Origin of the sequence: Enterococcus villorum (assembly GCF_007990225.1) — a bacterium.
In the GTDB taxonomy this organism is placed as follows: Bacteria; Bacillota; Bacilli; order Lactobacillales; family Enterococcaceae; genus Enterococcus_B; species Enterococcus_B villorum.
In genome coordinates, this window is the sequence record NZ_BJWF01000029.1 from 1 (window position 1) to 25,871 (window position 25,871).

General features: G+C 33.5%; 26 protein-coding genes and 3 pseudogenes. 25 read left to right on the forward strand and 4 right to left on the reverse strand.

The features are described 5' to 3' along the window. Window positions 1-877: 877 nt before the first annotated feature. From EVI01_RS09730 to alsE, 14 genes and pseudogenes are all read left to right on the forward strand, one after another. Window positions 878-1,135 (forward strand): hypothetical protein, encoded by a 258-nt coding sequence (locus tag EVI01_RS09730; protein WP_010751822.1) that lies wholly within the window; start codon window positions 878-880, stop codon window positions 1,133-1,135. 774 nt (window positions 1,136-1,909) lie between these two features. Further along, window positions 1,910-2,587 (forward strand): TVP38/TMEM64 family protein, encoded by a 678-nt coding sequence (locus EVI01_RS09735; RefSeq protein WP_010751821.1) that lies wholly within the window; start codon window positions 1,910-1,912, stop codon window positions 2,585-2,587. Window positions 2,588-2,706: 119 nt separating this feature from the next. Continuing rightward, window positions 2,707-3,888 (forward strand): MFS transporter, encoded by a 1,182-nt coding sequence (locus tag EVI01_RS09740; protein ID WP_010751820.1) that lies wholly within the window; start codon window positions 2,707-2,709, stop codon window positions 3,886-3,888. 480 nt (window positions 3,889-4,368) lie between these two features. Beyond that, entirely contained in the window at window positions 4,369-5,070 is a 702-nt protein-coding gene (gene nagB / locus EVI01_RS09745) for a glucosamine-6-phosphate deaminase (RefSeq protein WP_010751819.1), read from the forward strand. 160 nt (window positions 5,071-5,230) lie between these two features. Continuing rightward, a pseudogene (locus EVI01_RS09750) lies at window positions 5,231-5,943 on the forward strand (MgtC/SapB family protein). Between the two features lie 210 nt (window positions 5,944-6,153). After that, window positions 6,154-7,297, forward strand: a pseudogene (locus EVI01_RS09755) (AI-2E family transporter). 768 nt (window positions 7,298-8,065) lie between these two features. After that, window positions 8,066-8,200 carry an HTH domain-containing protein gene (locus EVI01_RS14280; RefSeq protein WP_010751815.1) on the forward strand — a complete coding sequence of 45 codons (135 nt, stop codon included), beginning with the start codon at window positions 8,066-8,068 and terminating at the stop codon, window positions 8,198-8,200. Window positions 8,201-8,223: 23 nt separating this feature from the next. Further along, on the forward strand, window positions 8,224-9,549 hold the full coding sequence (locus tag EVI01_RS09760) for a BglG family transcription antiterminator (protein ID WP_010751814.1): 1,326 nt from the start codon (window positions 8,224-8,226) through the stop codon (window positions 9,547-9,549). Beyond that, window positions 9,539-9,952 carry a PTS sugar transporter subunit IIA gene (locus EVI01_RS09765; protein ID WP_010751813.1) on the forward strand — a complete coding sequence of 138 codons (414 nt, stop codon included), beginning with the start codon at window positions 9,539-9,541 and terminating at the stop codon, window positions 9,950-9,952. The genes EVI01_RS09760 and EVI01_RS09765 overlap by 11 nt, the downstream gene beginning before the upstream one ends. A 19-nt stretch (window positions 9,953-9,971) precedes the next feature. Further along, entirely contained in the window at window positions 9,972-10,283 is a 312-nt protein-coding gene (locus EVI01_RS09770; RefSeq protein WP_010751812.1) for a PTS fructose transporter subunit IIB, read from the forward strand. 21 nt (window positions 10,284-10,304) lie between these two features. Then, entirely contained in the window at window positions 10,305-10,757 is a 453-nt protein-coding gene (locus EVI01_RS09775) for a PTS sugar transporter subunit IIA (RefSeq protein WP_010751811.1), read from the forward strand. Between the two features lie 21 nt (window positions 10,758-10,778). Beyond that, window positions 10,779-11,098: pseudogene (locus EVI01_RS09780) on the forward strand (PTS fructose transporter subunit IIB). Between the two features lie 18 nt (window positions 11,099-11,116). Beyond that, a complete protein-coding gene (locus tag EVI01_RS09785) occupies window positions 11,117-12,109 on the forward strand; it encodes a PTS fructose transporter subunit IIC (protein WP_010751810.1) in 993 nt (330 codons plus the stop codon). A 74-nt stretch (window positions 12,110-12,183) separates the two neighbouring features. Next, on the forward strand, window positions 12,184-12,873 hold the full coding sequence (alsE, locus tag EVI01_RS09790; protein WP_010751809.1) for a D-allulose 6-phosphate 3-epimerase: 690 nt from the start codon (window positions 12,184-12,186) through the stop codon (window positions 12,871-12,873). 157 nt (window positions 12,874-13,030) lie between these two features. On the opposite strand, the gene nrdF is transcribed toward alsE, so the two are convergent. The 3 genes from nrdF to nrdH form a co-directional block, all read right to left on the reverse strand. Continuing rightward, window positions 13,031-13,996, reverse strand: coding sequence for a class 1b ribonucleoside-diphosphate reductase subunit beta (gene nrdF, locus EVI01_RS09795; RefSeq protein ID WP_010751808.1), 966 nt, complete (start codon window positions 13,994-13,996; stop codon window positions 13,031-13,033). A 54-nt stretch (window positions 13,997-14,050) separates the two neighbouring features. Beyond that, complete coding sequence (nrdE, locus tag EVI01_RS09800) at window positions 14,051-16,210, reverse strand: class 1b ribonucleoside-diphosphate reductase subunit alpha (protein ID WP_010751807.1); 2,160 nt, start codon at window positions 16,208-16,210, stop codon at window positions 14,051-14,053. Window positions 16,211-16,349: 139 nt separating this feature from the next. After that, on the reverse strand, window positions 16,350-16,574 hold the full coding sequence (gene nrdH, locus EVI01_RS09805; protein ID WP_010751806.1) for a glutaredoxin-like protein NrdH: 225 nt from the start codon (window positions 16,572-16,574) through the stop codon (window positions 16,350-16,352). 416 nt (window positions 16,575-16,990) lie between these two features. Between nrdH and EVI01_RS09815 the strand changes: the two genes are divergently transcribed. From EVI01_RS09815 to celB, 8 genes are all read left to right on the forward strand, one after another. Further along, entirely contained in the window at window positions 16,991-17,593 is a 603-nt protein-coding gene (locus tag EVI01_RS09815) for a hypothetical protein (RefSeq protein WP_010751805.1), read from the forward strand. A 94-nt stretch (window positions 17,594-17,687) separates the two neighbouring features. After that, window positions 17,688-17,948, forward strand: coding sequence for a hypothetical protein (locus EVI01_RS09820; RefSeq protein WP_010751804.1), 261 nt, complete (start codon window positions 17,688-17,690; stop codon window positions 17,946-17,948). 222 nt (window positions 17,949-18,170) lie between these two features. Continuing rightward, a complete protein-coding gene (locus EVI01_RS13885; RefSeq protein WP_222593952.1) occupies window positions 18,171-18,293 on the forward strand; it encodes a putative holin-like toxin in 123 nt (40 codons plus the stop codon). Between the two features lie 332 nt (window positions 18,294-18,625). Further along, window positions 18,626-18,940, forward strand: coding sequence for a PTS cellobiose transporter subunit IIB (locus EVI01_RS09825; RefSeq protein ID WP_010751803.1), 315 nt, complete (start codon window positions 18,626-18,628; stop codon window positions 18,938-18,940). Between the two features lie 16 nt (window positions 18,941-18,956). Next, window positions 18,957-20,939: a BglG family transcription antiterminator gene (locus EVI01_RS09830; RefSeq protein WP_010751802.1), complete on the forward strand. Its 1,983-nt coding sequence runs from the start codon at window positions 18,957-18,959 to the stop codon at window positions 20,937-20,939. A gap of 19 nt (window positions 20,940-20,958) precedes the next feature. After that, entirely contained in the window at window positions 20,959-21,312 is a 354-nt protein-coding gene (locus tag EVI01_RS09835) for a PTS cellobiose transporter subunit IIA (protein ID WP_010751801.1), read from the forward strand. Between the two features lie 15 nt (window positions 21,313-21,327). Beyond that, the gene (locus EVI01_RS09840) at window positions 21,328-21,831 is read left to right on the forward strand and encodes a hypothetical protein (RefSeq protein WP_010751800.1); all 504 of its coding nucleotides are present in this window, start codon (window positions 21,328-21,330) and stop codon (window positions 21,829-21,831) included. Window positions 21,832-21,845: 14 nt separating this feature from the next. Next, a complete protein-coding gene (celB, locus tag EVI01_RS09845; RefSeq protein WP_010751799.1) occupies window positions 21,846-23,186 on the forward strand; it encodes a PTS cellobiose transporter subunit IIC in 1,341 nt (446 codons plus the stop codon). Between the two features lie 369 nt (window positions 23,187-23,555). Here celB and EVI01_RS09850 read toward each other — a convergent pair whose 3' ends face one another. After that, window positions 23,556-24,140 (reverse strand): SOS response-associated peptidase, encoded by a 585-nt coding sequence (locus EVI01_RS09850; RefSeq protein ID WP_010751797.1) that lies wholly within the window; start codon window positions 24,138-24,140, stop codon window positions 23,556-23,558. Between the two features lie 203 nt (window positions 24,141-24,343). Here EVI01_RS09850 and EVI01_RS09855 point away from each other — a divergent pair, with 203 nt between their 5' ends. The 3 genes from EVI01_RS09855 (at window position 24,344) to EVI01_RS09860 (ending at window position 25,672) form a co-directional block, all read left to right on the forward strand. Beyond that, entirely contained in the window at window positions 24,344-24,748 is a 405-nt protein-coding gene (locus tag EVI01_RS09855; protein WP_010751796.1) for a hypothetical protein, read from the forward strand. 145 nt (window positions 24,749-24,893) lie between these two features. Beyond that, window positions 24,894-25,055 (forward strand): hypothetical protein, encoded by a 162-nt coding sequence (locus tag EVI01_RS13700; RefSeq protein WP_010751795.1) that lies wholly within the window; start codon window positions 24,894-24,896, stop codon window positions 25,053-25,055. Window positions 25,056-25,264: 209 nt separating this feature from the next. After that, a complete protein-coding gene (locus tag EVI01_RS09860; protein WP_167321069.1) occupies window positions 25,265-25,672 on the forward strand; it encodes a GNAT family N-acetyltransferase in 408 nt (135 codons plus the stop codon). Window positions 25,673-25,871 lie beyond the last annotated feature (199 nt).

The following is a 25,871-nucleotide window of genomic DNA, read 5'->3' on the forward strand; positions in this document are numbered from 1 at the left end:
CTGTTAAATAATTGACTCATTCGTTGAGTATTGGAGAACCCTTGTGATGCAAGGGTTCTTTTTTTACTTTTTTAAAAGATAGACAGCCAAACAACTTTTTCGAAATTTTGTTTGGCTGTCTTAATTACGTCATTGACAGTATTTGTTAAAATATTTACTAGGTATCTACCGATCATTAGGGTTACTTATCTAAAATAGATGTAAGTAAAGAGAAACTAGTTTATAATTTAGCGTATGGTTTTGGTGATGAAAAAATCATACAATCAACCGTGTTATTGATCTAATTTGGAGCAGATGTTACCAATTTTACGACGAAAGATAGAATAAACTTTCAATTCGGAAATTTAAAAATACCCCTCTAACTAGAAAGAGGGAGAATATCAAAATTTTATTTATCTTGAAAATTCGAAGCTATTACTTCTTTTAAATCCGGATTTTCTTTCAATTTTATCGTTTGTTTTTCTTATCTCATCTTTTAGCTTTTTCTTTGTTTTTTGTAATGATTCCGTTGAACGAGATAGCCTTCTTATGCTTGCTCTTAATTTCTTTTGAGGATCTTTTTTTGAAGAACTTTGCCCCATTAATATCACCTCCTTTTATATTACTGTAACCAAAGTGAAAAAGATTAGGAAACTATAATTTCCAAAATAAAAATAAAATGTCATTAGAATAATTTTTAGATAGTTTAACATTTTTTGTAAAATAGAATGTCAAATCTTGATTTATCCAGGATAAAGTTTAATTTATTAAACAACAAAAAACTACTTCGCATTTTGCATACCTCTTTATAAAATAATTTTTTAGATTTATAGAAAAAATAGTCCTAGTCTTTTACAAAAGTAAGTATATAATCCTTTTTGAAAGGGGAGAATTAATAATGAAAGAATCAAAGAAATATACAAAACAAGAATTGTTAAACAAAGAACTTAGTACATTAAGAAAAATAAAAAATGAAACAAAGAGTATCCATGAATTTTGGAAAATTGAACAAACCGTTCCAATAAGATCAAAGGAAAAATTTAACGATTTAAAAAACCAAAGTATAAAAAATCGTGAAAAATACTCTCAAGAAGCACAAAAGATACGTAAAAAAATAAATTCTATAGAACAACAAAGTCCTACTCTATATAAGTAGCAGAAATTTATTGTATATACGTTTTTCTTCTGTGGATGAAGGAGATCTAATATTTTAGAGGTATGATAATAGATATCACTAGACTAAAAAATTGCTTTCTTTAATGTGAAAGGACAGGTAAGAGAATATGGGGAAAAAACTAAAAATATAGTAAGTTTGATGCGAGGCAGAGAGCTGAGAAAAAACATTTCTGATGGAATAAAAAAGTTTCGGGTCCATCATCTTCAGAATATAAGTCCTAAAAAAGTCAAACTAATGAAACAAGAATTAGAAAAACTCAACAAGCAACTCTTATTAAGTAAAATACATAAAAAGTCTGTCGGGAAAAAACAATTTATACAAGTACAGCAAAGACTGCACCAAAGGAAAAAAGAAATAGAAGACCAAATTAAAAAAAGTCGAAGTGGATCCTAGAAAACAAAAGATACAGAAACGATTATTGGATTGCCAGATGTATACGTAACATTAAGTAGTTAAGAACCTCAACTAATCATTTTTTAGCTGAGGTTTTTTGTACATTGCCCTTTATACGCTAGCGAAAAGTTGATTTTAAAATATAGAAAAACATGGAACCCTAAGGAATCATGTATCCATATTAGCAATCTGATTTTATTAAAGTTAGCATATGTTAGGATAGAACTTTCAAATTTTATTAGTATGAAATAATGTCATTTAATCATTCGAGTACCGCACTCCTAGTGAAACAGGATTGCGGCACTTTTTTTATTTTGTGATAAACTAATACATAATCGATTATTTTTGGCAGGTGAAGAAATGAAAACAAAAACGTTGCGTATTTTATTAATAGTAATCGGTATAATACTAATTATTTTTATCGGTTATCATTTATACCTCGAATACCAATCAGATATTCAACTATTCTTTAATCCCAAAGCAAGTCGTCAGCAATTGATGGAAAGTATCCGTTCTCATGGATTTTCTTCGGCGCTGATTTTGAGTTTGCTTATGGGAATTATGTGTGCTGTGCCTGGTATTCCTACTTCAATTATTGGTGTTCTTGTTGGATTAAGTTTCGGTCCGTTAATAGGTACATTGATCAATGTTTTTGGCAATACGTGTGGGAATATCTTGTCGATTTTTCTAATGCAACATTTGAAACTTTTTGATCACTCTAAAAAAAACAACCGCTGGGTGAGAGCGATTCGCCGTATGAGGCATCCTAAAATTGGTTTGATGATTGGATACATGGTGCCGATCATTCCTTCATCTGTCATTAATTTTGCAGCAACCACCTTAAATTTACAAATTCGTGAAATTCTCTTGTCGATCATACTCGGTGTGATTCCGTCCTCTTTGTTATACGCTTGTGGTGGAGAAGCATTGTTTCATGGATACAGCAAGATGGCAATGGGGTTAGTGGCAAGCGTTCTTATATTGACAATCTTAATTGTTGTTATTTATATGGATCACAGAAAACGACATTTAGAGTAGTGAGAAATGATTTGTTCATTGAGTTTAAAGCTAATCACCTAAAAGAACAACAGAATGAATTTTTCTATTTCCAATCTTTCTGAGAAGTTGTAAACTAATAAAGGAAATGAGGGAAATAAATGGAGAGAAATGAAAAAAATACATTCACACATTCACTAATTTTACTTTTATCAATTACATGTGGCGTTGTGGTAGCCAATATGTATTACATTCAACCGATTGGAACAAAAGTTGCCGCAAGTTTATCAGTGAGTACAAGTGCAATCGGTATTTTAACTATGTTAACCCAATTAGGTTATGCATTAGGGTTGTTGCTTTTGGTACCGTTAGGAGATGTGGTTGATCGTCCAAAATTAATTATTCGGATGGCCGCTTTATCAGCTATTTCTTTGTTGGCTGCTTTTTTTGCCCCATCTTTTACTTTATTTGCTTGTGCTTCTTTTTTGATTGGATTACTGTCGATCGTACCACAAATTATTATTCCTTATGGTGCTGTATTAGCTGGACCAAAAGCTAGAGGGAAAGTCATGGGTACTTTACTTAGTGGTCTTTTAGTAGGAATTTTACTTTCACGAACGGTTTCTGGAATTGTGGCTAGTCTCTTTTCGTGGCGGATGATCTATTTATTCGCATTAGTGATGGTTGCCCTATTAACAGGCTTATTGTATTGGAAAATGCCACGTACACAGACAGTTAAAAAAACTTCTGTTTCCTACTTTGACTCATTAAGAAGTTTGCCATACTTAGTTAAGTCGCAGAGGTTACTAAGAGAAGCATCAATTAGTGGTTTTTTTATGTTTGGTACCTTTTCAATCTTTTGGTCGACGTTGATTTTTTATATTAGTAGTCCTGTCTATCGTTGGGGGACATTTGAAGCGGGAATTTTAGCTGTTTTTGGTTTATCAGGAGCAATTGCAGCACCAATCGTTGGTCGTTTAGCGGATTCTTATTCGGAGAAAAAAATTGTTAGTATGGGACTTGTGATGCAAACAATCAGTTTTATTGCATTACTAATTGCTGGAAGTCATTTAACAGTATTATTATTTGCTATTATTTTATTAGATGTGGGAAATCAATTTGGACAAGTTGCTAATCAAACGAGAGTCCAAGGATTAGGAGAAGCAGCTAGTAACCGAAACAATACTGTTTTTATGTTTATGTATTTTATTGGAGGAGCGACTGGCTCATTACTTGGAACAACTATGTGGCAACATGCTGGTTGGCTAGGCGTCACATCCATAGGTATTGCATTTCAGTTAGCTGCCTTCTTCTTTCAGTATGTTGTTTTTAGAGAAAAGTAGTCTAATTAAATTCAATAAGATAAAGCAAAAAGAGGGAAATAATTGATTCATTACCCCTCTTTTTTATTTTATCAAATTCCAGTATGTGTTCTGTTAAACTTTAATGGACACGCTATTTGTTGAAAAAAAGCTGACTAAGAAAACACCAAAGATTCTTGGTGCTTATAGATAAAAAACACGGGTCAATTATTATGCTAGTAAGGATTTAGTTGATGAGATAAGTTTGTTCATTCAAAATAAGAAAAGCAATACTGATTTTTCAGAGTGAGCTTGGAATAGAAGTTTTATAAATAGAAAGAAAGTCTATTTACTTGAAAAAAAGACAGCCTTTTTATGATGCTCATTTCTTAGGACAGATAGCTTTTGCTTAATGAAATAGTTAAAAAAATGAAAATTCATTGATTTGGTCTATACTAATGTTGTAAAATCGAAAAAAACGTGCTATGATTGGGCTATACCAAAAACAAAGGAGTAGTCGTTATGGAAATCATTCGAGTGAAAAATGCTGAAGAAGGCGGAAAAAAAGCTTTTGAAATTATCAAAAAAGGGATGGAAAATGGTGCAAAAGTGCTAGGACTTGCAACCGGAAGTACGCCGATTACTTTATATAAAGAAATGACTTCAAGCGATCTGGATTTCAGTGACATGACTTCTGTAAACTTAGATGAATACGTTGGATTGGGTGGCTCTGATGAACAAAGTTACCGTCATTTTATGAATAGTCAATTGTTCGATAAAAAACCTTTTAAAGAAACTTATGTGCCAAACGGAAAAGCAGAAGACCTTGAAACTGCTTGTAAAGAATATGATGATATTATTGAAAAACATCCAATTGATATCCAAATTCTAGGGATTGGACAAAATGGACATATTGGTTTTAATGAACCAGGCGCACCATTTGATGGAACAACCTCTGTCGTAGATTTAACAGAATCAACGATTAATGCGAACAAACGCTTTTTTGACAAAGCAGAAGATGTTCCTACGAAAGCTGTTTCTATGGGAATTGGTTCTATTTTAAAAGGCAAAGAAATTGTTTTACTTGCATATGGAGAAAATAAAGCAGATGCGATTAAAGGCATGATTAAAGGCCCGATCACAGCAGAGATGCCAGCAAGTGCATTACAAAATCATGACAACGTAGTAGTCATCATCGATGAAGCTGCTGCAAGTAAATTATAAAAAATAGTTTAGGAGCTCGACGAATCAAGTCGGCTCTTTTTTTTTGATTAGAAATTCAATAAAAATAAACGAACGATTGATGGGTATGTTTAAAAGAAAGGATGTATTTATTTTGTTTGCTTTACATAATCATGCTATATTGGATTGGAGGGTGTTTTAGATGGATGAAATGATATTATCTGTTCCAGAAATTATGTTGAGATTAGGCATCGCCTTAATTTTTGGCGGGGCGATTGGCTTTGAAAGGCAATATAAAAATCGTCCAGCAGGTATGCGTACACATATTTTAGTATGTATGGGTGCTTGTATCATTGCCTTGATACAAGTGGAAATTGCAAGTAAGGCCTTAAGAGAGGCTTTAGAATACCCAGAATTAGTTGGAACAATACGTTCTGATGAAGCCCGTTTGATTGCACAAGTGGTTAGTGGCGTCGGATTCTTAGGAGCAGGTACAATCATTGTGACCAAGCAATCGGTGATGGGACTTACTACAGCTGCTTCTTTATGGGCGATTGCAGGATTAGGGATTGCAATTGGTATGGGATTTATTGGATTGCGATCATCAGTTTTATCGGGATTGTTATTGCACTAACAGTGGTTAAACAAGTCATTCACGTACCGACTACGAAAAAATTAGAAATAAAATTTATTCATCGAAAAGAGACGAAAGATTTTCTAACGGATTATTTTGAACAACGAGGAATTATCATTGAAGATGTAAATTTTGACGTGGATTTTGTTGATGATTACCGAGTGTATAAAAATGTTTACACCATTGATTTACCAAAAGGAATGACCTATGCAGAAGTTATTGAAGAGCTATCTGCTTATAAAAATATTATGAAGCTACATTTGGTAAGTATTGCTCAATAAGATAGTTAGTATAATCAATTTAAATTTAACCAAATATATTCAGTTTTTGAAAAAGGAGAGGAAGGTCTATAGACGTCTCTTCTTTTTTTTTATAAATATTGTGGAATATTTATAAAAAATGAAAAGATTTTAACTAATAATTTTTAATAAAATAGCGTTTTCTTTCTAATAAAATGATAAAATAAAGGTATTAAAAGTTGGAGGAGATGTATGTATTCAAAGTTTAAAGAATCAAAATTATTATTTTGGACGGTAGAACTGGTATTAACGATTATTGGTGTATTTTTTATTTTACAAATGCCAAATGTATTTAGTCCAATATTAAAAATGGTATCAGCTGTTGTGTTGCCTTTATTTACTGCGGGTTTTTTCTATTATATGTTCGATCCAATTGTCGTATTTTTAGAAAAGCATCGGATACCTAGAGTTTATGGGTACATATTAACGTTCGCCGTTTTACTTGTACTAGCTATTTTAGCGATCATGAACGTGGTTCCACAATTAGTGGAACAAACTGTCCAGTTATCGAAAAGTTTACCCATGTATGCAGAAGAGACAAGCAAATGGATCAATGAACTGGCTCAACGAGAAGAAATTAAAAATTTCAATATTGAGGAACAACTAGCAGCTGCAAATCTATCTCTGAGTAATCTTTTTAATCTTGTGTTAGTTAGTTTGACTAGCAGTGTTTCAAAAATCTTTTCATTTATGATGCAGTTTTTTGTTTTACTGTTTACTGTACCATTTATTTTATTGTTCATGTTTAAAGATGGTCACAAATTTATTGATGCGTTATCAAATTTTTTCCCACAGGGTATACGAGGAGAATTGCGGCAAACAGTTAAAGAATTGAATGAGACTCTTTCTGCTTATATTAGTAGTACGATCGTTGATACCGTGATCATTGGTGTAATGAGTTTTATTGCTATGACGATCTTTAAGCAACCATATAGTTTATTATTAGCTGTATTTTGTGGAGTAACGAATATTATCCCATACGTTGGTCCTTTTATTGGGGCTGTTCCAGCAGTGATTGTCGGTTTCTTTGTTTCCCCTTTTCAGGCGCTATATATGGCACTTTCTATTCTGGTTATTCAACAATTGGATGGAAATGTGATCAAACCTTTATTATTTGGAAAAACAATGAACATGCACCCATTAACGATTGATTATTTTAGTTTTGATTGGAGCTGGAAGTGTCGCAGGAATTATGGGAATGTTGATCTGTATCCCTGTTTATGCGGTGATCAAGACATTAGTATTGAACATTAGAAAGATTTACTTATTGCGTAAATTTGAATCTACGGCAGAAAAAGAGAATCAATTTGTGAAAATTAGTAAAAATGACAATTAATAGAGAAGATAAGAGAGAAATATAAAAAATATTTTGTAAGCAATTCAGTTTATATATGAAGGGGGCAATATCTGCTGTTGGTGAGAAAATAAAGAAAAAACTTAGGGCTTTTTTAGATACTTTTCAAAAAATAAACAGGAAAATAACTAGAGATTCTTTAGTTATCTTCCTGTGTTTTTTATTGACCATTTATTATCAAGAAATGATCTTGCTTGAGGATGTCGTAATTTTCCAGAACTGTCTGAGTAGTGGTGACATGAAGTAAGGTAAGTTGATAGTGTTCTAGTTTAGTTTTTTATAGTCTTCATACTAAGAAGGAATTGAGAAAGTAATTTGTTAAATAATTTAAATGTAATTAAACTTCGTAGAAGCAATCGTTCAAAAGAAAATTGAAAGATTGCTTCTATTTACTTAGCCTTTATTTTCATTTTTTTAATTTATTATGAACAAGATGTTGGTCTATACACTCATTAGTAAAAGAAAAGTTCTTTGTTTAGATATAGAATCAGACTCTTTCAAAACTTTTAACGTGGATGATTTTTAGAATAAGATAAGTAAACTTGATTTGCTAAAAGTGAATGGCTTATTTTTCTTACAGCAAACTAAAAAAAGTCTATAATTAATAAAATCACTATTCATTAATTATAAAGAAAAAAATAGGATGAAAATTAAGAAAACGCATACAAAAATGTCTGTTGCAATGGACAAAAACAAGTGAAGCAAAATTCAGTATCTGTCTTATGATAAAGGTACAGGGGGGGACAAATTATGACTAGTCAGATAAACCGTGAAAATAAATTAATTCTTTTGTTGTCGAAACAAAAAGATTATATGACTTCAGAAGAATTGGCTTATTTATTAGATACTTCAACAAAAACAGTCTACCGCTTGATAAAAAAATAAATCTTGAATTTTCTAATGGTCATTTGATCTTATCAGAAAAAGGACGAGGTTATAAATTAGATTATGCGAAATTTATTGAACAAAAAAATGAAAGCAATAAACTCTCTGTTGATCTATCACCAGCAGAACGTCAAGATCGGGTGATGGAAGAATTATTGTTATCCTCTCCCAAAGCACTCAAAATCAATGAACTCTTTCAAGATTATTATGTAGGTGATTCAGCGATTGCTAACGATGAAAAGCAAATTGCTAAGAAAATAAAAAAATTTGACCTTCAGTTAATCCGCAAGAATCGCACCTTAGCAATCAGTGGTTCCGAAGAAAATATTCGTCGCGGGATTGCAGAAATGATGTGGCAAATGAATATCCTTGATATTGATGAAATTAACACTTCACAAGAATTAAATTTCAATCGTTATGACGTCCTGTTTGTTTCAGAACAATTGAAATTGATTGAGAAAAAAATAGGAGGTGGGATTCCTTACCCGTATAATGTCAATATTTTCTCTCATCTATATATTCTAATTAGCCGTTCAAGGAAAACAAATGTCCAAATTAAAGAAATAGATTTATCTTTAGAGCAACGCCAAACGTTGGATCGTGAAAGTTATGTCTATGAAATGGCTAAGATTGTAATTCAAAATGTTGAACGTTACCTTGTCACAAAATTATCAACGAGTGAAGTCTACTATCTATATCAATATTTAATCTCTTCACGAATGGAAAAAGCTATACAAACAGTACCAACTTTTCCTGATAAAGTCGCTGAAATTACTTCCTATTATCTAAAAGAAGTAGGCGAAAAAATTAATATAAAAATAACAAGTGAAGCAATTTTTGTTGACCTTGCCAATCATATCAAACCTATGCTTAACCGTTTAAAAAACCATATTCATGTAAAAAATGGTCTACTAGAGCAAATTCAATTGACCTATGAAGAAATTTATCAAAACGTTTCTGATGTTTCCAAGAAAATCAGTGAAGCATATCAGTTACCACCAATCAATCCAGACGAAAATGGTTTTATTACTTTATATTTTGCTCGAATGTTAGAAACACAACAATTACCTATTCAAACATTGATCATGTGTACAACAGGTATTGGTACATCGGAATTATTAAGGGCAAAAATCAATAAAAAATTTCCTGAACTGACGATTGTGGATGTGATCGCTACAAAAAATTACCATTGTGCGTTAAAGAAAAATCCAGGAATTGAATTGATTCTAACGACAATTGGAATCAAGGATGAATTGCCAGCACGTACTTTACTCGTTAGTGGCATGTTGACGGCAGATGATCAAACAAGAATTAAACGAAAGATTGAGGAAATCTACAATGAAAGATGATTGGATTCAATATCAAATTCCCTTACTATTGGTTTCAAAAAATGAAGTATATGAGTGGTTAGCTCATCAGTTATATCCACAAACAGTCAATAAAAAAGATGGAATTTACCAAGCATTACTGGCACGTGAAGCAATAGGGAATATTCAAATTGATGAGGGGGTTATCTTGCCGCATATCGAAAATGAGTTAGTAACTAAGACTCGTGTGATGATACTTCCACTAAAAAATCGGATCGTGAAATGGAGCAATGAAGTCAGTCAAGTGGAACTAATTATTGCGGTTTTTCTTGCACCGAATGAGTCCCTTGAAATAAAACGTCAACTTGCTACATTTATGCGTTGTCTAGCAAATGAGCAGGTAATACAAATATTAAAAAAAGGAAAAAAACTAGAAGAAATTTAAGATAAAGGGGAAATAAATAATGAAAATCATTGGAGTAGCAGCATGTACGGTGGGAATTGCTCACACATATATTGCCCAAGAAAAACTAGAAAGTGCAGCCATTAAAGCAGGTCATGAAATCCATATAGAAACGCAAGGCACAATTGGTATTGAAAATGAACTAACACCTGAACAAATCAAAGAAGCGGATTTGGTGATTTTAGCAGTTGATGTAAAAATTAACGGTAGAGAACGTTTTGAAGGCAAACGTATCATACAAGTACCAACGGAAATTGCGATTAAATCACCCAATAAATTAATCGAAAAAGCGACTGAAGTTGTCAATCAGTAAAGAATAGGAGAGAAAAATGACATGGCTGAGGTATCCCAAATTATTGATCAAAAAAATATTAAAACGGATTTAGCTGGCGTAACCAAAGAAGAAGTTCTGAAAGAGCTTGCGACACTGTTATTACAAAACAATTATATTACAGATGTTAATGGGTTTATAAAAGATGTTTATGCTAGAGAAGAGGAAGGGCAAACAGGGATTGGTAACTATATTGCTATTCCGCATGGAAAAAGTCCGTATGTGGATAAAATCGGTGTAGCTATTGGTGTAACAGAAAATGAAATTCCCTGGGAATCTTTAGATGGAAAAGGGGTTAAAGGCATCATTTTATTTGCAGTGGGGGACGACAATGAAGGGGCACAAGAACATTTAAAATTACTCTCTTTATTTGCTAGAAAACTAGGAAACGATGAAGTCATTCATCGATTAATAAAAGCAAAAAATAAAGATGAAGTAGTCGCTGCATTTAATTAGAAGTAAAAGGGGAAGGCAAGAATTAGAATCGTAGGAGTAGCTGCATGCACAGGTGGGATTGCCCACACGTACATTGCCCAAGAAAAGCTAGAAAATGCAGCGATAAAAGCCGATCATGAGATACACGTCGAAACACAAGGGATAGCATTGAAAATAAATGGACCACTGAACAAATCAAAGAAGCAGATTTGGTGATTTTAGCAATTGACGTGAAAATCACTGGCAGAGAACGTTTTAAAGGCAAAACGATCATTTAGGTACCAACGGAGGTTGCGGTAAAATCTCCTAATAAATTGATTGAAAAAGTGCAAGAAGTGTTAGAAAAACAAATAATTTCATAGAGATAAGGAGAAAGACTCATGGAAAAAATCAAAAAGTTGAATTTAAAAGGGCACTTGTTAACAGCTATTTCTTATTTGATTCCAATTGTCTGTGGTGCTGGATTAGGTTTATTGCCTGTAGTCATTGCAACGGGCATTTCTTATTCCATTGCTGGCAAACCCGGTATTGCTCCTGGCTTTATTATTGGATTAACAGCAAATGCGATTGGTGCGGGATTTATTGGCGGAATATTAGGCGGTTATCTGGCAGGTTATCTTGTTTTAGCTATTTTAAATTATTTCAAAGTGCCAAATTGGGCCAAAGGTTTGATGCCAACTCTGCTTATTCCATTTCTAGCCTCTCTGATTGGTGGCTTAGTGATGGTTTACATTATTGGTACACCAGTAGCAGCATTTACGACGTTACTAACTAATTTTCTAGATGGATTAGGCAACTCTTCCTTACTAATCTTTGGTGGTGTCATTGGATTATTAAGTGGCATTGACTACGGTGGTCCAATCAATAAAACAGTCTTTGCTTTTGTATTGACGATGCAAGCAGAAGGGATAAATGGTCCAATTACTGCTTTACAATTAGTGAATACTGCGACACCGATCGGATTTGGATTGGCTTATTTTATTGCGAAACTTTTCCGTAAAAATATCTACACAAAAATGGAAGTCGAAACCTTAAAATCAGCTGTGCCAATGGGGGTGATCAATATCGTTGAAGGGGTGATTCCTTTAGTAATGAATGATATTGTCCGAGGGGTCATTGCAACAGCGATTGGTGGTTTTGCTGGTGGTGCTACAACAATGATTCTAGGAGCGGATGCCACGGTACCTTTTGGTGGAGTCCTAATGATTCCTACTATGTCACGTCCTTGGGCAGGAGTATTAGCAATTATCGTCAATGTCATTGTAACAGCTGTGGTTTTAGCAATTATTAAAAAAGACGTCAGCGAGGAAGTCGAATCAATGACGGAAAAAGAAGAAGAGGATATCAGTTTGGACGATATTCAAATATTTTAAAAGGGATCAGTAAAAGTTCATCTGGTTTAGCAAAAATCATTCAAACGATTTAACAAAATAAGGGAGTTTTTTCAATGAGTAAAGTGGCTTTTTCTCCATCGTTAATGACGATGGATCTGGATAAATTTAAGGAACAAATTGAGTTTTTAAATCAACATGTGGATTCTTACCATATTGATATTATGGATGGGCATTATGTACCTAATATTACGCTATCGCCATGGTTTATTGACGAAGTTCGAAAAATCAGTCAGTTACCCATGTCAGTCCATTTAATGGTTTGTGACCAAAGCTATTGGGTTCAGCAATTGATTCAACAAAAATGTGAATGGATCTGTATGCATGCTGAATTATTAGATGGACTAGCATTTCGCTTAATTGATCAAATCCATGAAGCTGGATTAAAAGCAGGTGTCGTCTTAAATCCAGAAACACCGATTGAAATGATCTTTCCTTACATCGAATTAGTGGACAAAGTAACCATTATGACCGTTGATCCAGGTTTTGCAGGACAACGTTTTATTGAAAGTACGTTAGGTAAAATCAAAGAACTACGGTATTTGCGAATAGAAAAAGGATATGATTATTTGATTGAAATGGATGGTTCTTCCAATCGTCAGTCATTTAAGCGAATCGATGAAGCGGGACCAGATATTTATATTATTGGTCGTAGTGGCCTGTTTGGGTTAGCGGAAGACATTCAAACGTCTTGGGAAATCATGAAGAAAGATTATGAAGAAACAACAGGAAAAGCAGTAGAATAAACGGTTCCTTTTTCAAAAACAAAAAATGGATTCCTCTTAATTGGTGTGACAAACAAAGAACGGATGAAATGGGAAAAATAGAGTGAGCCTCCTAAGTTAGTCTGAAAAGCTTAGGAGGCTCACTTCAAAAATTCTTGTTTGGTCGTTCTTTTTTGTTTTATTCTAAACCAATTAAATAATCGTCATCCTTCATGGCTTCAACATGACCTAATAGATAGCCGTTACCAACTTGTGAGAAGAAATCGTGGTTGCTTGTTCCGGTAGAAATCCCATTCATCACAATAGGGTTGACGTCATTGGCAGTGTCTGGGAAAAGAGGATCCATTCCTAGGTTCATCAATGCTTTGTTGGCATTGTAACGTAAGAATGTTTTGACTTCTTCGGTCCAACCAATTGGATCATATAATTCTTCTGTGTATCGTTCTTCATTTTCGTATAATTCATACAGTAAATTATACATCCAATCTTTTAATTGCTCTTGTTCTTCTTCTGGCAGTTCATTATATCCCAGTTGGAATTTATAGCCAATGTAAGTGCCATGCACTGATTCGTCTCGAATAATTAATTTGATGATTTCCGCAACATTTGCTAATTTATTATTCCCTAAATAATAAAGAGGGGTATAAAATCCTGAATAAAATAGAAAGGTTTCTAAGAAAACACTTGCGATTTTCTTTTCTAACGGAGTCCCATTTTTATAGATTTCATTGATCCGTTCGGCTTTTTTCTGTAAATAAGGATTTGTATTTGTCCATTCAAAAATTTCTTCAATTTCTCTTTTGGTGTTTAATGTACTAAAAATAGAAGAGTAACTTTTGGCATGAACAGATTCCATAAATTGGATATTATTCAATACCGCTTCTTCATGAGGTGTACGAACATCTTTACGTAGCTGATCCATCCCGCTTTCAGATTGAACAGTATCAAGCAAAGTTAGTCCACCAAAGACATGTCCAACGGTGTCTTTTTCTAACTGTGAAAGCGTGCGCCAATCGTCTAAGTCATTAGATAAAGGGATACGCGTATCTAACCAAAATTGTTCGGTTAATTTCTCCCACGTAGATTTATCAATGATATCTTCAATTTCATTCCAGTTTATTGCTTCGTAATAAGTTTCTGACATGAGAAATGCTCCTTTATTTAAATTACCTGTACTAGATTTTTTGACAATCTGAAATTAGATGACACAACTTTCACATTGATTGCTACCAATCTCTTCTGCATCATCTGTAAAAGTACGAACGTAATAAATGGATTTGATTCCCTTATGGAAAGCATAATGACGCAAAATATTTAAATCACGCGTTGTTTGTTTGGTAGTTGTTTTCCATTCATAAAGACCTTCTGGAATTTCAGAACGCATGAATAATGTTAAGCTCATTCCCTGATCCACATGTTTTTGCGCCGTTGCATAAATGTCAATCACTTTACGCATATCCATGTCATAAGCTGACGTATAATAAGGAATGGTGTCATTTGAAAGATAAGGTGCTGGATAATAGATTTTTCCGATTTTCTTTTCTTGGCGTTCTTCGATCATGCGTGTAATGGGATGGATACTTGCACTCGTGTCATTGATATAAGAAATCGAGCCATTCGGAGCAACGGCTAAACGATTTTGATGGTATAAGCCATCTTTCATGATCGCTTGTTTCAAGTCTTCCCAATCTTTTGCGCTTGGAATAAAGATTCCTTCAAATAAAGCTTTTACTTTCTCTGATTTTGGTTGGAACTTTCCAGTCACATATTTATCAAAATAAGTGCCATCTGCATAAGCTGATTTTTCAAAATTGTGGAAAACTTGTTTTCTTTCTCGGGCAATCGTGTTACTTTCAACGAGTGTCCAATAGTTTAAAAGCATAAAGTAAATATTTGTGAAATCAAGTGATTCTTCAGAACCATATTCCATATGTTCTTTGGCAAAAAAGGTATGCAAGCCCATCGCACCTAATCCGATGGTATGGTTTAATTTGTTGCCGTTTTGAATAGGTGGAACCACATCAATATCAGAAGCATCTGTAATATAAGTTAATGCACGAGTCATGGTACGAACAGAGCGACCAAAATCAGGACTATCCATCAAATTGACGATATTCGTTGAACCTAGGTTACAAGAAATATCTGTGCCTAATACTTCATATTCTTGTTTGCCATTAATCACAGAAGGCGTTTGAACTTGCAAAATTTCCGAACACAAGTTACTCATAATAATTTTTCCGTCCACTGGATTTTCACGATTGGCTGTATCAATGTTAATGATATAAGGATACCCGGATTCTTGTTGTAATTTTGAAATTTCATTTTCTAATTCGCGGGCTTTAATTTTTTGTTTACGAATGTTTGGATTGGCTACCAAGTTGTCGTATTCAGCTGTAATATCTACATAAGAAAATGGGACGCCGTATTCTTTTTCCACACTATAAGGGCTGAAAAGATACATGTCTTTGTTTTTACGAGCGAGTTCGTAAAACTTATCAGGAACGATGACCCCAAGAGAAAGAGTTTTTACACGAATTTTTTCATCGGCATTTTCTTTTTTGGCAGAAAGAAAGGCAATAATATCTGGGTGGAAGACGTTTAAATAAACCACTCCTGCGCCTTGACGTTGACCTAATTGATTAGAGTAACTGAAACTATCTTCAAATAATTTCATCACAGGAACGACACCACTTGCAGCTCCTTCATACCCCTTAATAGGCGCACCCGCTTCACGTAGATTTGAAAGTGTGATCCCCACGCCACCACCGATCCGTGATAACTGCAAAGCAGAATTGATTGAACGTCCAATAGAGTTCATGTCATCCGTTACTTGAGTTAAGAAACAAGAGACAAGTTCTCCACGACGTTTGCGTCCAGCATTCAAGAAAGAAGGTGTAGCTGGTTGGTAACGTTGGTGAATCATTTCATCCGCTAAAGAAAGAGCCAATTGTTCATCCCCATTGGCAAAATAAAGGGCATTAAATGCTACACGGTCTTCATAAGATTCAAGATAAGCAGTGCCATCATTGGTTTTCAACGCATATTGTGAATAAAATTTATAGGCCGCCATAAATGATTTGAATGTAAAGTTTTGTTCTGCTAAAAATTGGTAAAGTGATTCAATAAATTCCGCAGAATAAAGTTGGATAAATTCTGATTCCAAATAGTCATTTTCAATCAAGTAATTGATTTTTTCCGTGACAGTCGTAAAAGTCATTGTATTTGGTTTTACATTTTCTTCAAAAAATGCTGCTAAAGCTTCCTTGTCTTTATTCAAAGGAATTTGACCATTAACTGGTCGATTGATTTCATTATTCAGTTTAAAGTAACTGACATCTTTTAACTGCTTAAGACTCATACCTACGCCCAACCTTCATTTCATATTTTTTATTCTAGTTATTTTGTGCTGTAAAAAAGGATTTGGGGGAGGTTGTGGCAAAAACAAGTGCCTCAATTCCATCAAATCCAATTATACGTTCCGTTTAGTTGACTGTTGACTAACTAGCAAGTTTGCGCAGTTGATCTGGGCGAAACCCGATCACTGTTTGTGCATCCGACGTAATAACAGGTACACTTTGGAATCCTTGTGCTTTTAGCCATTCAACTGCATCTGGTTGTTCGTCAATATTGACTTCTTCAAAATCAATTTGGTTGTCAGATAAAAAGCGTTTAACCATCTTACATTGCATACAATTATTTTTAGAAAATATTTTTACATTCATTTTTATTGCCTCCTTACAGTTCTTGTTCGTCTATAATGAATAGTATAAAACTATTAGTAAAAAAGTCAATCAACAAACACTATATCTTGTGTTGTGGAAACTGTGGAATACTATGTTTTGTGGTTTTTGAAAAACAGCTGAAAGCAATTCATACTAGAAAAAATAGTTGTTTTAGTACAGTAAATGCTGTGGAAAAGATAGGGAAAAATATTTTTTCTTGTTTGAATAGACAAGAATGAATTTGAAGGAAACATGATGGTTTAATGATTGATCACTATTGAATTTTTTTTATTAATTTTATTACTTGTACTAATTTATAAATATTTTTTTTATTTTTTGGGGATTTTTAATCTAGAAAATATGATACACTTTCTTTATTAGCGGTTACAAAAATAAAATAGTATAGGAGACTTTTAATGAAAAATATTTATGCCATATTCTTTGTTGCTACTACATTAATTTTAGGTTCGCTATCCCCTACGGTTTCTACGATTGTATATGCCGATGAAGGGGATATTTCAACAACTGTCGACCAAGCATCAGAAGTAATAAAAAATGACAAGTGGGTAGCCATGGAGCAAGAAACAGCTACCATGCAGTTCAAGTTATCTTCAGAGCTTAACCCTGAGGCAGCTTCACAATATTTATTTGACAAGTACGATGGGGCAGAAATGTATTCCGTAAGAGCAGGAATTGGCCAACGCTTACAAAACGGTGGTTGGAATGTATACTACAATACCGCTTCTGGTAAGCAAACAGCACGAACAGGATATAATGGCATGTATGTTGCTGCAGCAGGCGGTGCTACAGCAAGTGGGATTTTAGCAGCATTTGCTAAAGCTAGCGGAGTAGGACTTCTTGCAGGAGTTGCTGCGGGTTTTCTGGCAGCTACAGCAGGTAAACTTGCATCATATGCAGTGACCTGCAGAGACAATATTGACAAACATGGAAATACTGGAACAGCAAGAATAGCGCTAACTGAAGCTAGATGGTCCTCTTCATACGATTATCGCTGGTAGAAAAATGTAAGTAGTGTAATGCCTATGTATGCTTTATAATAAAGCGTACATAGGCATTAGTACATATAAAAATCAATGATGAGGAGAAATAAGAATGAAAAAAATGAAAATAGTAAAACTTTTCCAATTTTTACTTTTTATTTTGAGTATTTTTTTCGCATTCAATCACAGTAATAGCACAGTAACACTTATTACTTTCTATTCAGCTGTACTTTTGGGATATGCTATTCCCAAAAAGTATCGTCAAACATTTCTGTCTAAACAAAAAGGAATCTATTTTTCTATAGGAGTAGAAAATATCATCGAATCAATTTTGATAGCGGTGGAAACGATAACAATTTTGATCCTAATTTAAATAAGTTATACGAATAATATAACGATGAGACCTCGAGATAAAAAGACCTTGGATTAAGGGTGAATCCAAGGTCTTTTCTTATGTTATACGTATATTAATTATTTTAGTCAGAAGGGTTTATTAGAAAACAAAATGTCAGAAAAATGTGATTGTTTTAATGTTTAATTTATGGCGATAGGTGCTCCAAGGATTGATGCCTACTATTAGAAAGGAGTAGCTTTTTTGTCTGTTGTTGAAGTGATTGGCTGGATGATTCAATTCGGGGAGTTTGTCCTTGTTTTAGTTGCTTTAATGATGAGGATTAGTAAAAAATCAACCGATATAACTTTGGTAGGGTTAACTTAGCTATCGTCTTAAATGAGCCACTTGGGGAATGTTACAGAATGCTCTTGTATCATTTATAAACAATTAATGGAAAATGAAAACGGAATTTTTTTCCGTAGTACTAAGGAAATATTTTGTTTGTTTAGGAAACGTTTTCAAAATATACTGTGTATACAAACGATAAAATGTTAAGGAGGAGAATAATTGATGGCAGGTTTACCAAAAGATTTTCTTTTTGGTGAAGTTGTTGCATCACATTAATAAGAAGGTTGGCAAGAAGTTGCAAAGGCTCTTTTTATTGGTACCAAAACGTTATGAAACAAAGAGTAAACAAATTGAAGGAGTGTATAGCTATGAAAAAAGCGTTAATTATTTGTGCAGCAGGAATGTCGTCTTCTATGATGGCAGCAAAAACAACGGAATATTTCAAAAATAAAGAAGAGAACATCATAGTTGATGCTGTATCAGCAACGGAAGGAGACAATATGATCAAAGCAAGCGATTTTGATTTGTTTTTAATTTCTCCGCAAACGACGATGTTTTTAGATAAATTCAAAAAATTAGGCGCTGAAGTTGGCAAACCAGTTGTCAGCATTCCGTTTCAAGCCTATGTTCCAATTCCAACCGGGATTCAAAAGTTAAGTGAAGTGATTGAAAAAAATATATAGAAAATGAGGGAAGATAATGAGACTAAAGGAAAGAGAATTGCTCTCACACTTGGTTGATCACCAAGGTGAGTTTGTTACTAGCCAATACTTGGCCTCTGAGTTGTCATTGTCTGACCGCACTGTCCGCACGTATATTCATAACTTAAAAGGGTTAGTGGAAGAAAAAGGCGGTAAAATTACTTCCAAACAAGGTTATGGATATCGTTTGGAAGTTTTAAATAAACTAAATTTTGATCTTTTTTTAGCTCAAAAAGGACTTATTTTGAATGATGAGAAAAGCGCACCACTGATTTCTGATATTACAGATCGGAAAAACTATATCCTAAATAAGTTATTACTAGAAGATGCTACCATTAATTTAGATGATTTAGCAGAAGAATTATTTATCAGCCGTTCATCTTTAAGCAAAGATATTCAAGAAATCAAATTAAAGTTAAAACCTTATACATTAACGCTTGTTTCAAAACATGGTTTGGGTCTTTGGGTGAAAGGAGATGAACGCAACAAACGTCATTTCATTTTGGATACTTTTTTCGGTAAAAATTATACGAACTCTTTAAAAAAATATTTAATTAATAGTCCTTTTTTTCAAGATATTAGTTTTGAAGAATTGACGATTATTATTTTAGATGAAATCAGAGAAGCCAAGTTGAAACTATCCGATATTATTATTCAAAATTTGATTTTACATCTTGTCTTAAGTATTAAACGTCTAAAAGAAGGTTTTGAAATCAAAGAATTAGGGATGATTGCTGATATTTCCCATAAAGTAGAGTATCAAGTTGCCAGAAAAATAGTCAAACGAATTGAAGTATTTTCTGAGTTTCCCTTTCCACCGCAAGAAGTTTCTTATCTTGCATTACATTTAATGGCAAAGTCTAATCATCCTGTTGTGGAAGAAAATCAAAAACTTGGCAGTGAACTAAATCAAGCGATTGCTTCATTAAGCAAAAGCTTGGGCTATTCACTTAATGCGGATTATCAATTAAAAAGTGGTTTATTAGATCATTTGAAACCTATGCTTATAAGACTTGAAAGAAAAAGAACATTAGTTAATCCTTTAACCCATGAAATAAGGAATAATTATTCTTTAGCTTATGGATTAACAAAAAAACATCTAGGTCAGATGCCAGTTTTACAAAATTACCAAATGACGGATGATGAATGGGCATACTTGACTTTACATGTAATGGCTGCAATGGAAAAAGTAAAAGATATGCAAAAGGTACATGCGTTAATTATTTGTGCAACAGGATATGGTAGTGCCCAATTGTTAAAAAATCGGGTAGTTAACGAGTTTGAAAAGCACATTACTGTGACTAATATAAAAGGCTATTACGAAATTGATAACGCATGTTTAAAAGAGGCGGATCTGATTATTTCTTCTATTGATCTTTCTACTATGTTTTTTCCAATTCCTGTCGTTCATGTCAGTGTTTTTTTAAACGATGAGGATGTTGCAAAGATTCGCAAAACTATCCAGCAAATTTGTACAAAAAATCGACAGCTCATTCGTCCACAGTTAAGTGTTGAAAAAGATCAATACAAGCAAAATATACTGTTGGAACAAACAGGAGAACAGTATTTCAAGTTTTATGATAATAAGACGACTAAAGTCCAAGTCTTACAAGAACTAACAAGATTACTAAGCGTTAATGAAGCTAAAGATTATCCCCATGAATTATTGAAACAAATCAATCATCGTCAGAAAATGGGCCAGATGATCTTTAGTGACAGTATTGTTGTACCACATCCTGCACTACCAGTAGGGATTTCCACCAAAATTGCTGTGGCATTAATTCCAAAAGGTATGAGATGGGATGAAGAAAAAAATATACGTTTTGTCTTTTTGATTTCTCCTTCTTATATTGAAAATAAGGAAATTACAATGATGACTAAAGCGATTGTAAAATTGGTAGATTGTCTATCATTTCAGGAAAAAATATTGGCAAAACCAACATTTACTAATTTTAGTAAGTTATTTTTGCAATTAATGTAAAAAAGAGAGTAGGAAGATGATGACACAAAACAATGAGAATATTATGAACAGTGAAGAAATCCAAGTGGCTGCATTTGAAATCATTTTAAATAGTGGCAATGCTCGTACGACGATTCATCAAGCATTTGCGGGTATGCGTAAAAGTGAATTTGATGAAGCAGAACAGCTTTTAACAGAGGCAAATGAGGAAATTTTACAAGCACATAAGTCACAAACGGCATTATTAAAAGATTATGCTAATGGCAAAAAAATTGAGACGGAAATCATTATGGTTCATGCACAAGATCATTTGATGACAACGATGACTCTATTAGAAGTTGCTCAAGAAATGAACTATCTTTATCAGCAAAGTGCACAAAATAGTAAAAAATAAAACGGAGGTGAAAATGTGAAAGATGTCAATAAAAAATCCCTTGATTTAGATCGTAAAAAACTAAGTCTCAAGTCAATGTATTTTAATCGTTACCTTTTCGTTCGGTATCTAGGCGCAGTTTTTTTCTTTGTTAATTTATACTGGTTGATTGCACTAATTTTAGTTCATTCAACGACATTTTTTATTCCAGCTTTTTTGATTGTCAGCATTTTGCCAGCAGTTTTTGAACAAGCAAAATTGTACAGGACACCTAAAAATGTAGTTCCACGTACCATAGTCTATTACTGGCTACAGTTAATCACCAATGTTGGGTTATTGCTAGTTGTTTTTACTCCGTTGTTTCACTCACTGTTTCCTTTTATGAATCAAGGAATAAATGGGCGAAGTTTTGTTATATCATTTCTTTTAATTGGTTGTTTCTTATGCTTAGGGGTCCAACATCGTTTACGTGATATCAGTAGTAATAATGACAAGCATTATCAAAAGATGAAGCAATATGAAAAATCGCTATACCTATGAAAGGAGAGTAAGATATGTTTGATTTTTTACAAAAGTATTTAATGGGACCAATGGGAAAAGTTGCCCAGATGAAAATTGTTCGAGCAGTTATGGCAGCAGGAATGGCCTCGATACCATTTACAATCGTAGGATCAATGTTTTTAGTTTTGAACGTGTTGCCAGTCGCATTTTCTGGATTAGAGGGAATATTTGAAGCTAGCTTTTTCAAAATCAGTGATTTATACATGGTAGCCAATACCATGACAATGGGTATTTTAGCTATTTATTTTGCAATTGTTTTCGCTTATGAATTAACTTCCATTGAACGAGATGAGCAAGGTTTAAATATAAACCCACTAACAGGTGCACTTTTAGCAGTTTTTGCTTTCTTTATGTGTATTCCAGAAATTGTGTGGGAAGGTGGCAAAATGACTTTAGTCAACTCTGTTAGCGACACTGAAAAAGTTGTTAATGGGATTCGCATGGGAAATTTTGCTGAACGTTTAGGAACATCAGGTATCTTTACTGGTATCATTATGTCTGTTATTGCAGTTGAATTATATTGTTTGTGTGTGAAACGCAATTTGCTCATCAAACTTCCTGATGTGGTACCGCCAGGTGTTTCTCGTTCTTTTACAGCTTTAATCCCAACTTTTGTCATTTCTTTAGTAGTCATGATGATTAATGGTATTCTGATTATCCTTGGTACGGATATCTTCAAAGTCATTTATATTCCCTTTAGCTTCGTAACAAATTTAACAAATACATGGTTAGGTGTCATGGTGATTTACTTCTTGATCCATGCATTGTGGATTGTGGGAATCCATGGAGCTAATATTATTACTTCTTTCTTAACACCGATTGTATTAGCAAATATGGCTGCTAATGCTACTGGTGCTAATTACCCACTGGCCGGTGAATTCAACAATTCTTATGTAACTGTTGGAGGTTCTGGTGCAACTTTAGGGTTAATTATCTTTATTGCCTTTATGGCAAAATCGGATCAATTAAAAGTATTGGGGAAAGCATCTCTTGTACCAGGTATCTTTAATATTAATGAGCCGATTATTTTCGGTATGCCAATTGTTTATAATCCATTTTTGGCATTGCCATTTTTCTTAGCACCGATGGCATCAGCTTCCTTGGCTTATTTTGCTATCAAGTTTGAAATTGTGAAACCAATGCTAGCTCAAATGCCTTGGCCATCTCCAGTCGGGATCGGTGCTTTCGTTGGTTCTGGCGGCGACTGGAAAGCAGCTGTTTTAGCTGTGCTTTGTGCAGTATTAGCATTTGTTATCTGGTTCCCATTTATCAAATTCTATGACAATAAATTGTTGAAAGAAGAACAGGAAAAAGCAAAAGAATTAGTAGCTTAATCAAAGTTGGAGGATGTAAAAAGGTTGAACTGCATCAAGCAATAAGAACGATCAGAGAAAAACAGCTTCTCACGTTTTCTTCTGCTCGTTCTTATTGACGTAGAGACAAGCATTGAACACCATTTATTTGGCTTGAAAAATTCACCAAATCAATAGTTTTGTTCATATCGATATTTCGCCCTACATATATTATTCATTTCATGGTAGCGCTTTTGTGCCGATCAGTCAAAAAATGAAAGAATAGAAGGAGAGATGATGAAGAAAACACCCCCAAAAAAATTAAATAAACAATCTAATTTTAGAGGTGTTTTGATCAATTATAAGAGACAATTAATCCAGTCTCTATATTTGCGAAAGAAGCAGGTCATTCTATACTTTAGTATGTGTTAATTCAGGCATATCAGCTGTAAGTTTTTTTCTAGCAAAATCCAAATCAGTTAACCATTCGTTGATCTGTGTTTTTTCTATGAGGAGTGGCATACGATCGTGAATAGGGACGACTGATTTGTTTGGCTTTGTTGTCATGATAATCGCTTCTGTTTGAAATCCAGAATCATTTTTATGAATGCGATAAAAACCACCAACGTAAATAATCGTTTTATTAATGTTACTAAATAGCCATTTTTGTTTGTTTGAATCCCATTCGTAGAATCCAGACATTGGAAAAACACAGCGGGATTCTTTAAATGGCTTAGAGAAGGTCTTTTTTTCCTCTACAGTTTCTACGCGGGCATTAATCATCAGCTGTCCTTTTTTAAATCCTTCAAAGCCCCAGCGAGTGATTCCTGGTACGATAGTAGATTCTTTGTTCATGCCTAAAGTGACCACATAATTTGATGGAAAAATTTCATTTGTACCCACTTGAATATGTTTAGTCGCTGCATTTGGTGCTACCTGTTCATAATATTCTTTTAGTTCATTAGAGGATAAATCGAAAAAATAGCGTCCACACATGGTATTTCCTCCCTTGTTCATTTATAAGAATATAGTTGCTTTCAGTCCTTCGAGCTTTCTTTCCTGTTTCCTTGATTTTACCTAGAATAGGTTATTTAGAAAAGAAAATGATCTTAGAGGATTTCTCGTAACTTAGAAAGCTATTTTTTATTTTTGCTTTCTTGAAATTAACATCTATTTCTATTGTAACTGAGGAAGGAAATATGATTGGAGAAACTATTTATCAAGATGAAAATGGGAACGTTTTTACTGATAAAGAGGTTATCGTACAAAATACAGCAGAAGATCCACGTATTACTTCGAGAAGTCTTTCGGCTAGCCCAATTAGTATTGGTATTTTGTGGACATATACAACAAAAGCAGATGGTACCAAACTTCGAGATGTTTTTAGAAAATGTGCAACCCTTGAAGGAGCAGTTACTGTAACAGGAGCACTTGCTGCAGCAGGAATTGCAACAGGAGGTATATCAGCTGTAATTGCAGCATTAGTAGGAGTGGGCTCGATTGCATTCCATTCAAGATTTACTGAAGCGGCAAATATGATTAATGCACACCCTTCTTCTGGAAAAATTTATATGTATCTTGATCATTGCACATACAAAAGCTAAAGGAATATAATTTTTAACATAAACCCCCGACTAAGATCTGATTTTTTATATCTTTTGGGGGTTTTTTGTTTTATTATAAATATGAATTTGTATTATAAAGTTTAAAATGGGCTATCTTATAGAGATCATGAAGGAGGAAGGATAGATGATTTATTTATGGATATTTATTTTATTTTTAATCATTTTAAGAAGACCCTCAAGTCAAGTAAGTGAAAAAGTAAAAAAATGGGGGAATGTTTTATTGATAGCGTGTGGTTTAATAAGTATAGGAATAGTAATATATGCTTATTATAGTGCGAATCATTGATTTGTTATTCAAGTTAATTTTTTCAATAGCAATTATGTGAAAACAAAAAAGCAGATTACTCCAAGGGAAGATCTGTTTTTTTATTTATTGAAGCATTCACAATATAATCATTAATGATAGTGAAGGAGGGGATCGGGTATGGACTTAGTTCTAGCAAAGAGTATAGACTTACCAAAATCTACGACTGTCAGAGGCAAGCTTTCAAAAAATTGTATGATAAGTATAAAGACGAAACGACTTCACCATATAAAGAAACGATTAAGAGATTGACAGAAAAATTTAGACAGAAGAATCGACAATATTATTTAATTGTTGATAATGGTGTTATGGTTAGGTTTCTCTCAACTCAATTAGAAAAAAGGATAGATACGAACCAACTGATTATGAGGATTGCTCCGCTTGCAATTCTTCCAGAGTATGAAAACAAAGGATATGGCAAATCAGCAATGGAAGCAGCAGAAAAGTTAGTCAGAATTGATAAAATTATATTAGATACAATCAAGCAAGAAGAAAAATTGGTGAGTTTTTATCAAAAGTTAGGCTATGTAGAAGTAGGCACGTATAGTATCCAGAATGGAATGAATCTACTTGATTTTGAGAAAACGATAACAAACTAAACTATATCAGGTATATATTGTATAGATTGTAGTTAATGTCTTTAGGAATATTAACATATAAAAGATAAAGGAATCTTTGTTCAATAAAGTACCATTTAAAATAGTGACTTTTCATTAAAAAAAATAGAAAATTTCACTGGAAACTAGGACAACCAACTATGGAAGTTTGTCTTAGTTTCTTATATACACGACAATAATC

Coding starts and splice junctions, on each gene's coding strand:
- EVI01_RS09730 (WP_010751822.1), top strand. CDS start 878: ATGAAAGAATCAAAGAAATATACAAAACAAGAATTGTTAAACAAAGAA.
- EVI01_RS09735 (WP_010751821.1), top strand. CDS start 1,910: ATGAAAACAAAAACGTTGCGTATTTTATTAATAGTAATCGGTATAATA.
- EVI01_RS09740 (WP_010751820.1), top strand. CDS start 2,707: ATGGAGAGAAATGAAAAAAATACATTCACACATTCACTAATTTTACTT.
- nagB (WP_010751819.1), top strand. CDS start 4,369: ATGGAAATCATTCGAGTGAAAAATGCTGAAGAAGGCGGAAAAAAAGCT.
- EVI01_RS14280 (WP_010751815.1), top strand. CDS start 8,066: ATGACTAGTCAGATAAACCGTGAAAATAAATTAATTCTTTTGTTGTCG.
- EVI01_RS09765 (WP_010751813.1), top strand. CDS start 9,539: ATGAAAGATGATTGGATTCAATATCAAATTCCCTTACTATTGGTTTCA.
- EVI01_RS09770 (WP_010751812.1), top strand. CDS start 9,972: ATGAAAATCATTGGAGTAGCAGCATGTACGGTGGGAATTGCTCACACA.
- EVI01_RS09775 (WP_010751811.1), top strand. CDS start 10,305: ATGGCTGAGGTATCCCAAATTATTGATCAAAAAAATATTAAAACGGAT.
- EVI01_RS09785 (WP_010751810.1), top strand. CDS start 11,117: ATGGAAAAAATCAAAAAGTTGAATTTAAAAGGGCACTTGTTAACAGCT.
- alsE (WP_010751809.1), top strand. CDS start 12,184: ATGAGTAAAGTGGCTTTTTCTCCATCGTTAATGACGATGGATCTGGAT.
- nrdF (WP_010751808.1), bottom strand. CDS start 13,996: ATGTCAGAAACTTATTACGAAGCAATAAACTGGAATGAAATTGAAGAT.
- nrdE (WP_010751807.1), bottom strand. CDS start 16,210: ATGAGTCTTAAGCAGTTAAAAGATGTCAGTTACTTTAAACTGAATAAT.
- nrdH (WP_010751806.1), bottom strand. CDS start 16,574: ATGAATGTAAAAATATTTTCTAAAAATAATTGTATGCAATGTAAGATG.
- EVI01_RS09815 (WP_010751805.1), top strand. CDS start 16,991: ATGAAAAATATTTATGCCATATTCTTTGTTGCTACTACATTAATTTTA.
- EVI01_RS09820 (WP_010751804.1), top strand. CDS start 17,688: ATGAAAAAAATGAAAATAGTAAAACTTTTCCAATTTTTACTTTTTATT.
- EVI01_RS09825 (WP_010751803.1), top strand. CDS start 18,626: ATGAAAAAAGCGTTAATTATTTGTGCAGCAGGAATGTCGTCTTCTATG.
- EVI01_RS09830 (WP_010751802.1), top strand. CDS start 18,957: ATGAGACTAAAGGAAAGAGAATTGCTCTCACACTTGGTTGATCACCAA.
- EVI01_RS09835 (WP_010751801.1), top strand. CDS start 20,959: ATGACACAAAACAATGAGAATATTATGAACAGTGAAGAAATCCAAGTG.
- celB (WP_010751799.1), top strand. CDS start 21,846: ATGTTTGATTTTTTACAAAAGTATTTAATGGGACCAATGGGAAAAGTT.
- EVI01_RS09850 (WP_010751797.1), bottom strand. CDS start 24,140: ATGTGTGGACGCTATTTTTTCGATTTATCCTCTAATGAACTAAAAGAA.
- EVI01_RS09855 (WP_010751796.1), top strand. CDS start 24,344: ATGATTGGAGAAACTATTTATCAAGATGAAAATGGGAACGTTTTTACT.
- EVI01_RS13700 (WP_010751795.1), top strand. CDS start 24,894: ATGATTTATTTATGGATATTTATTTTATTTTTAATCATTTTAAGAAGA.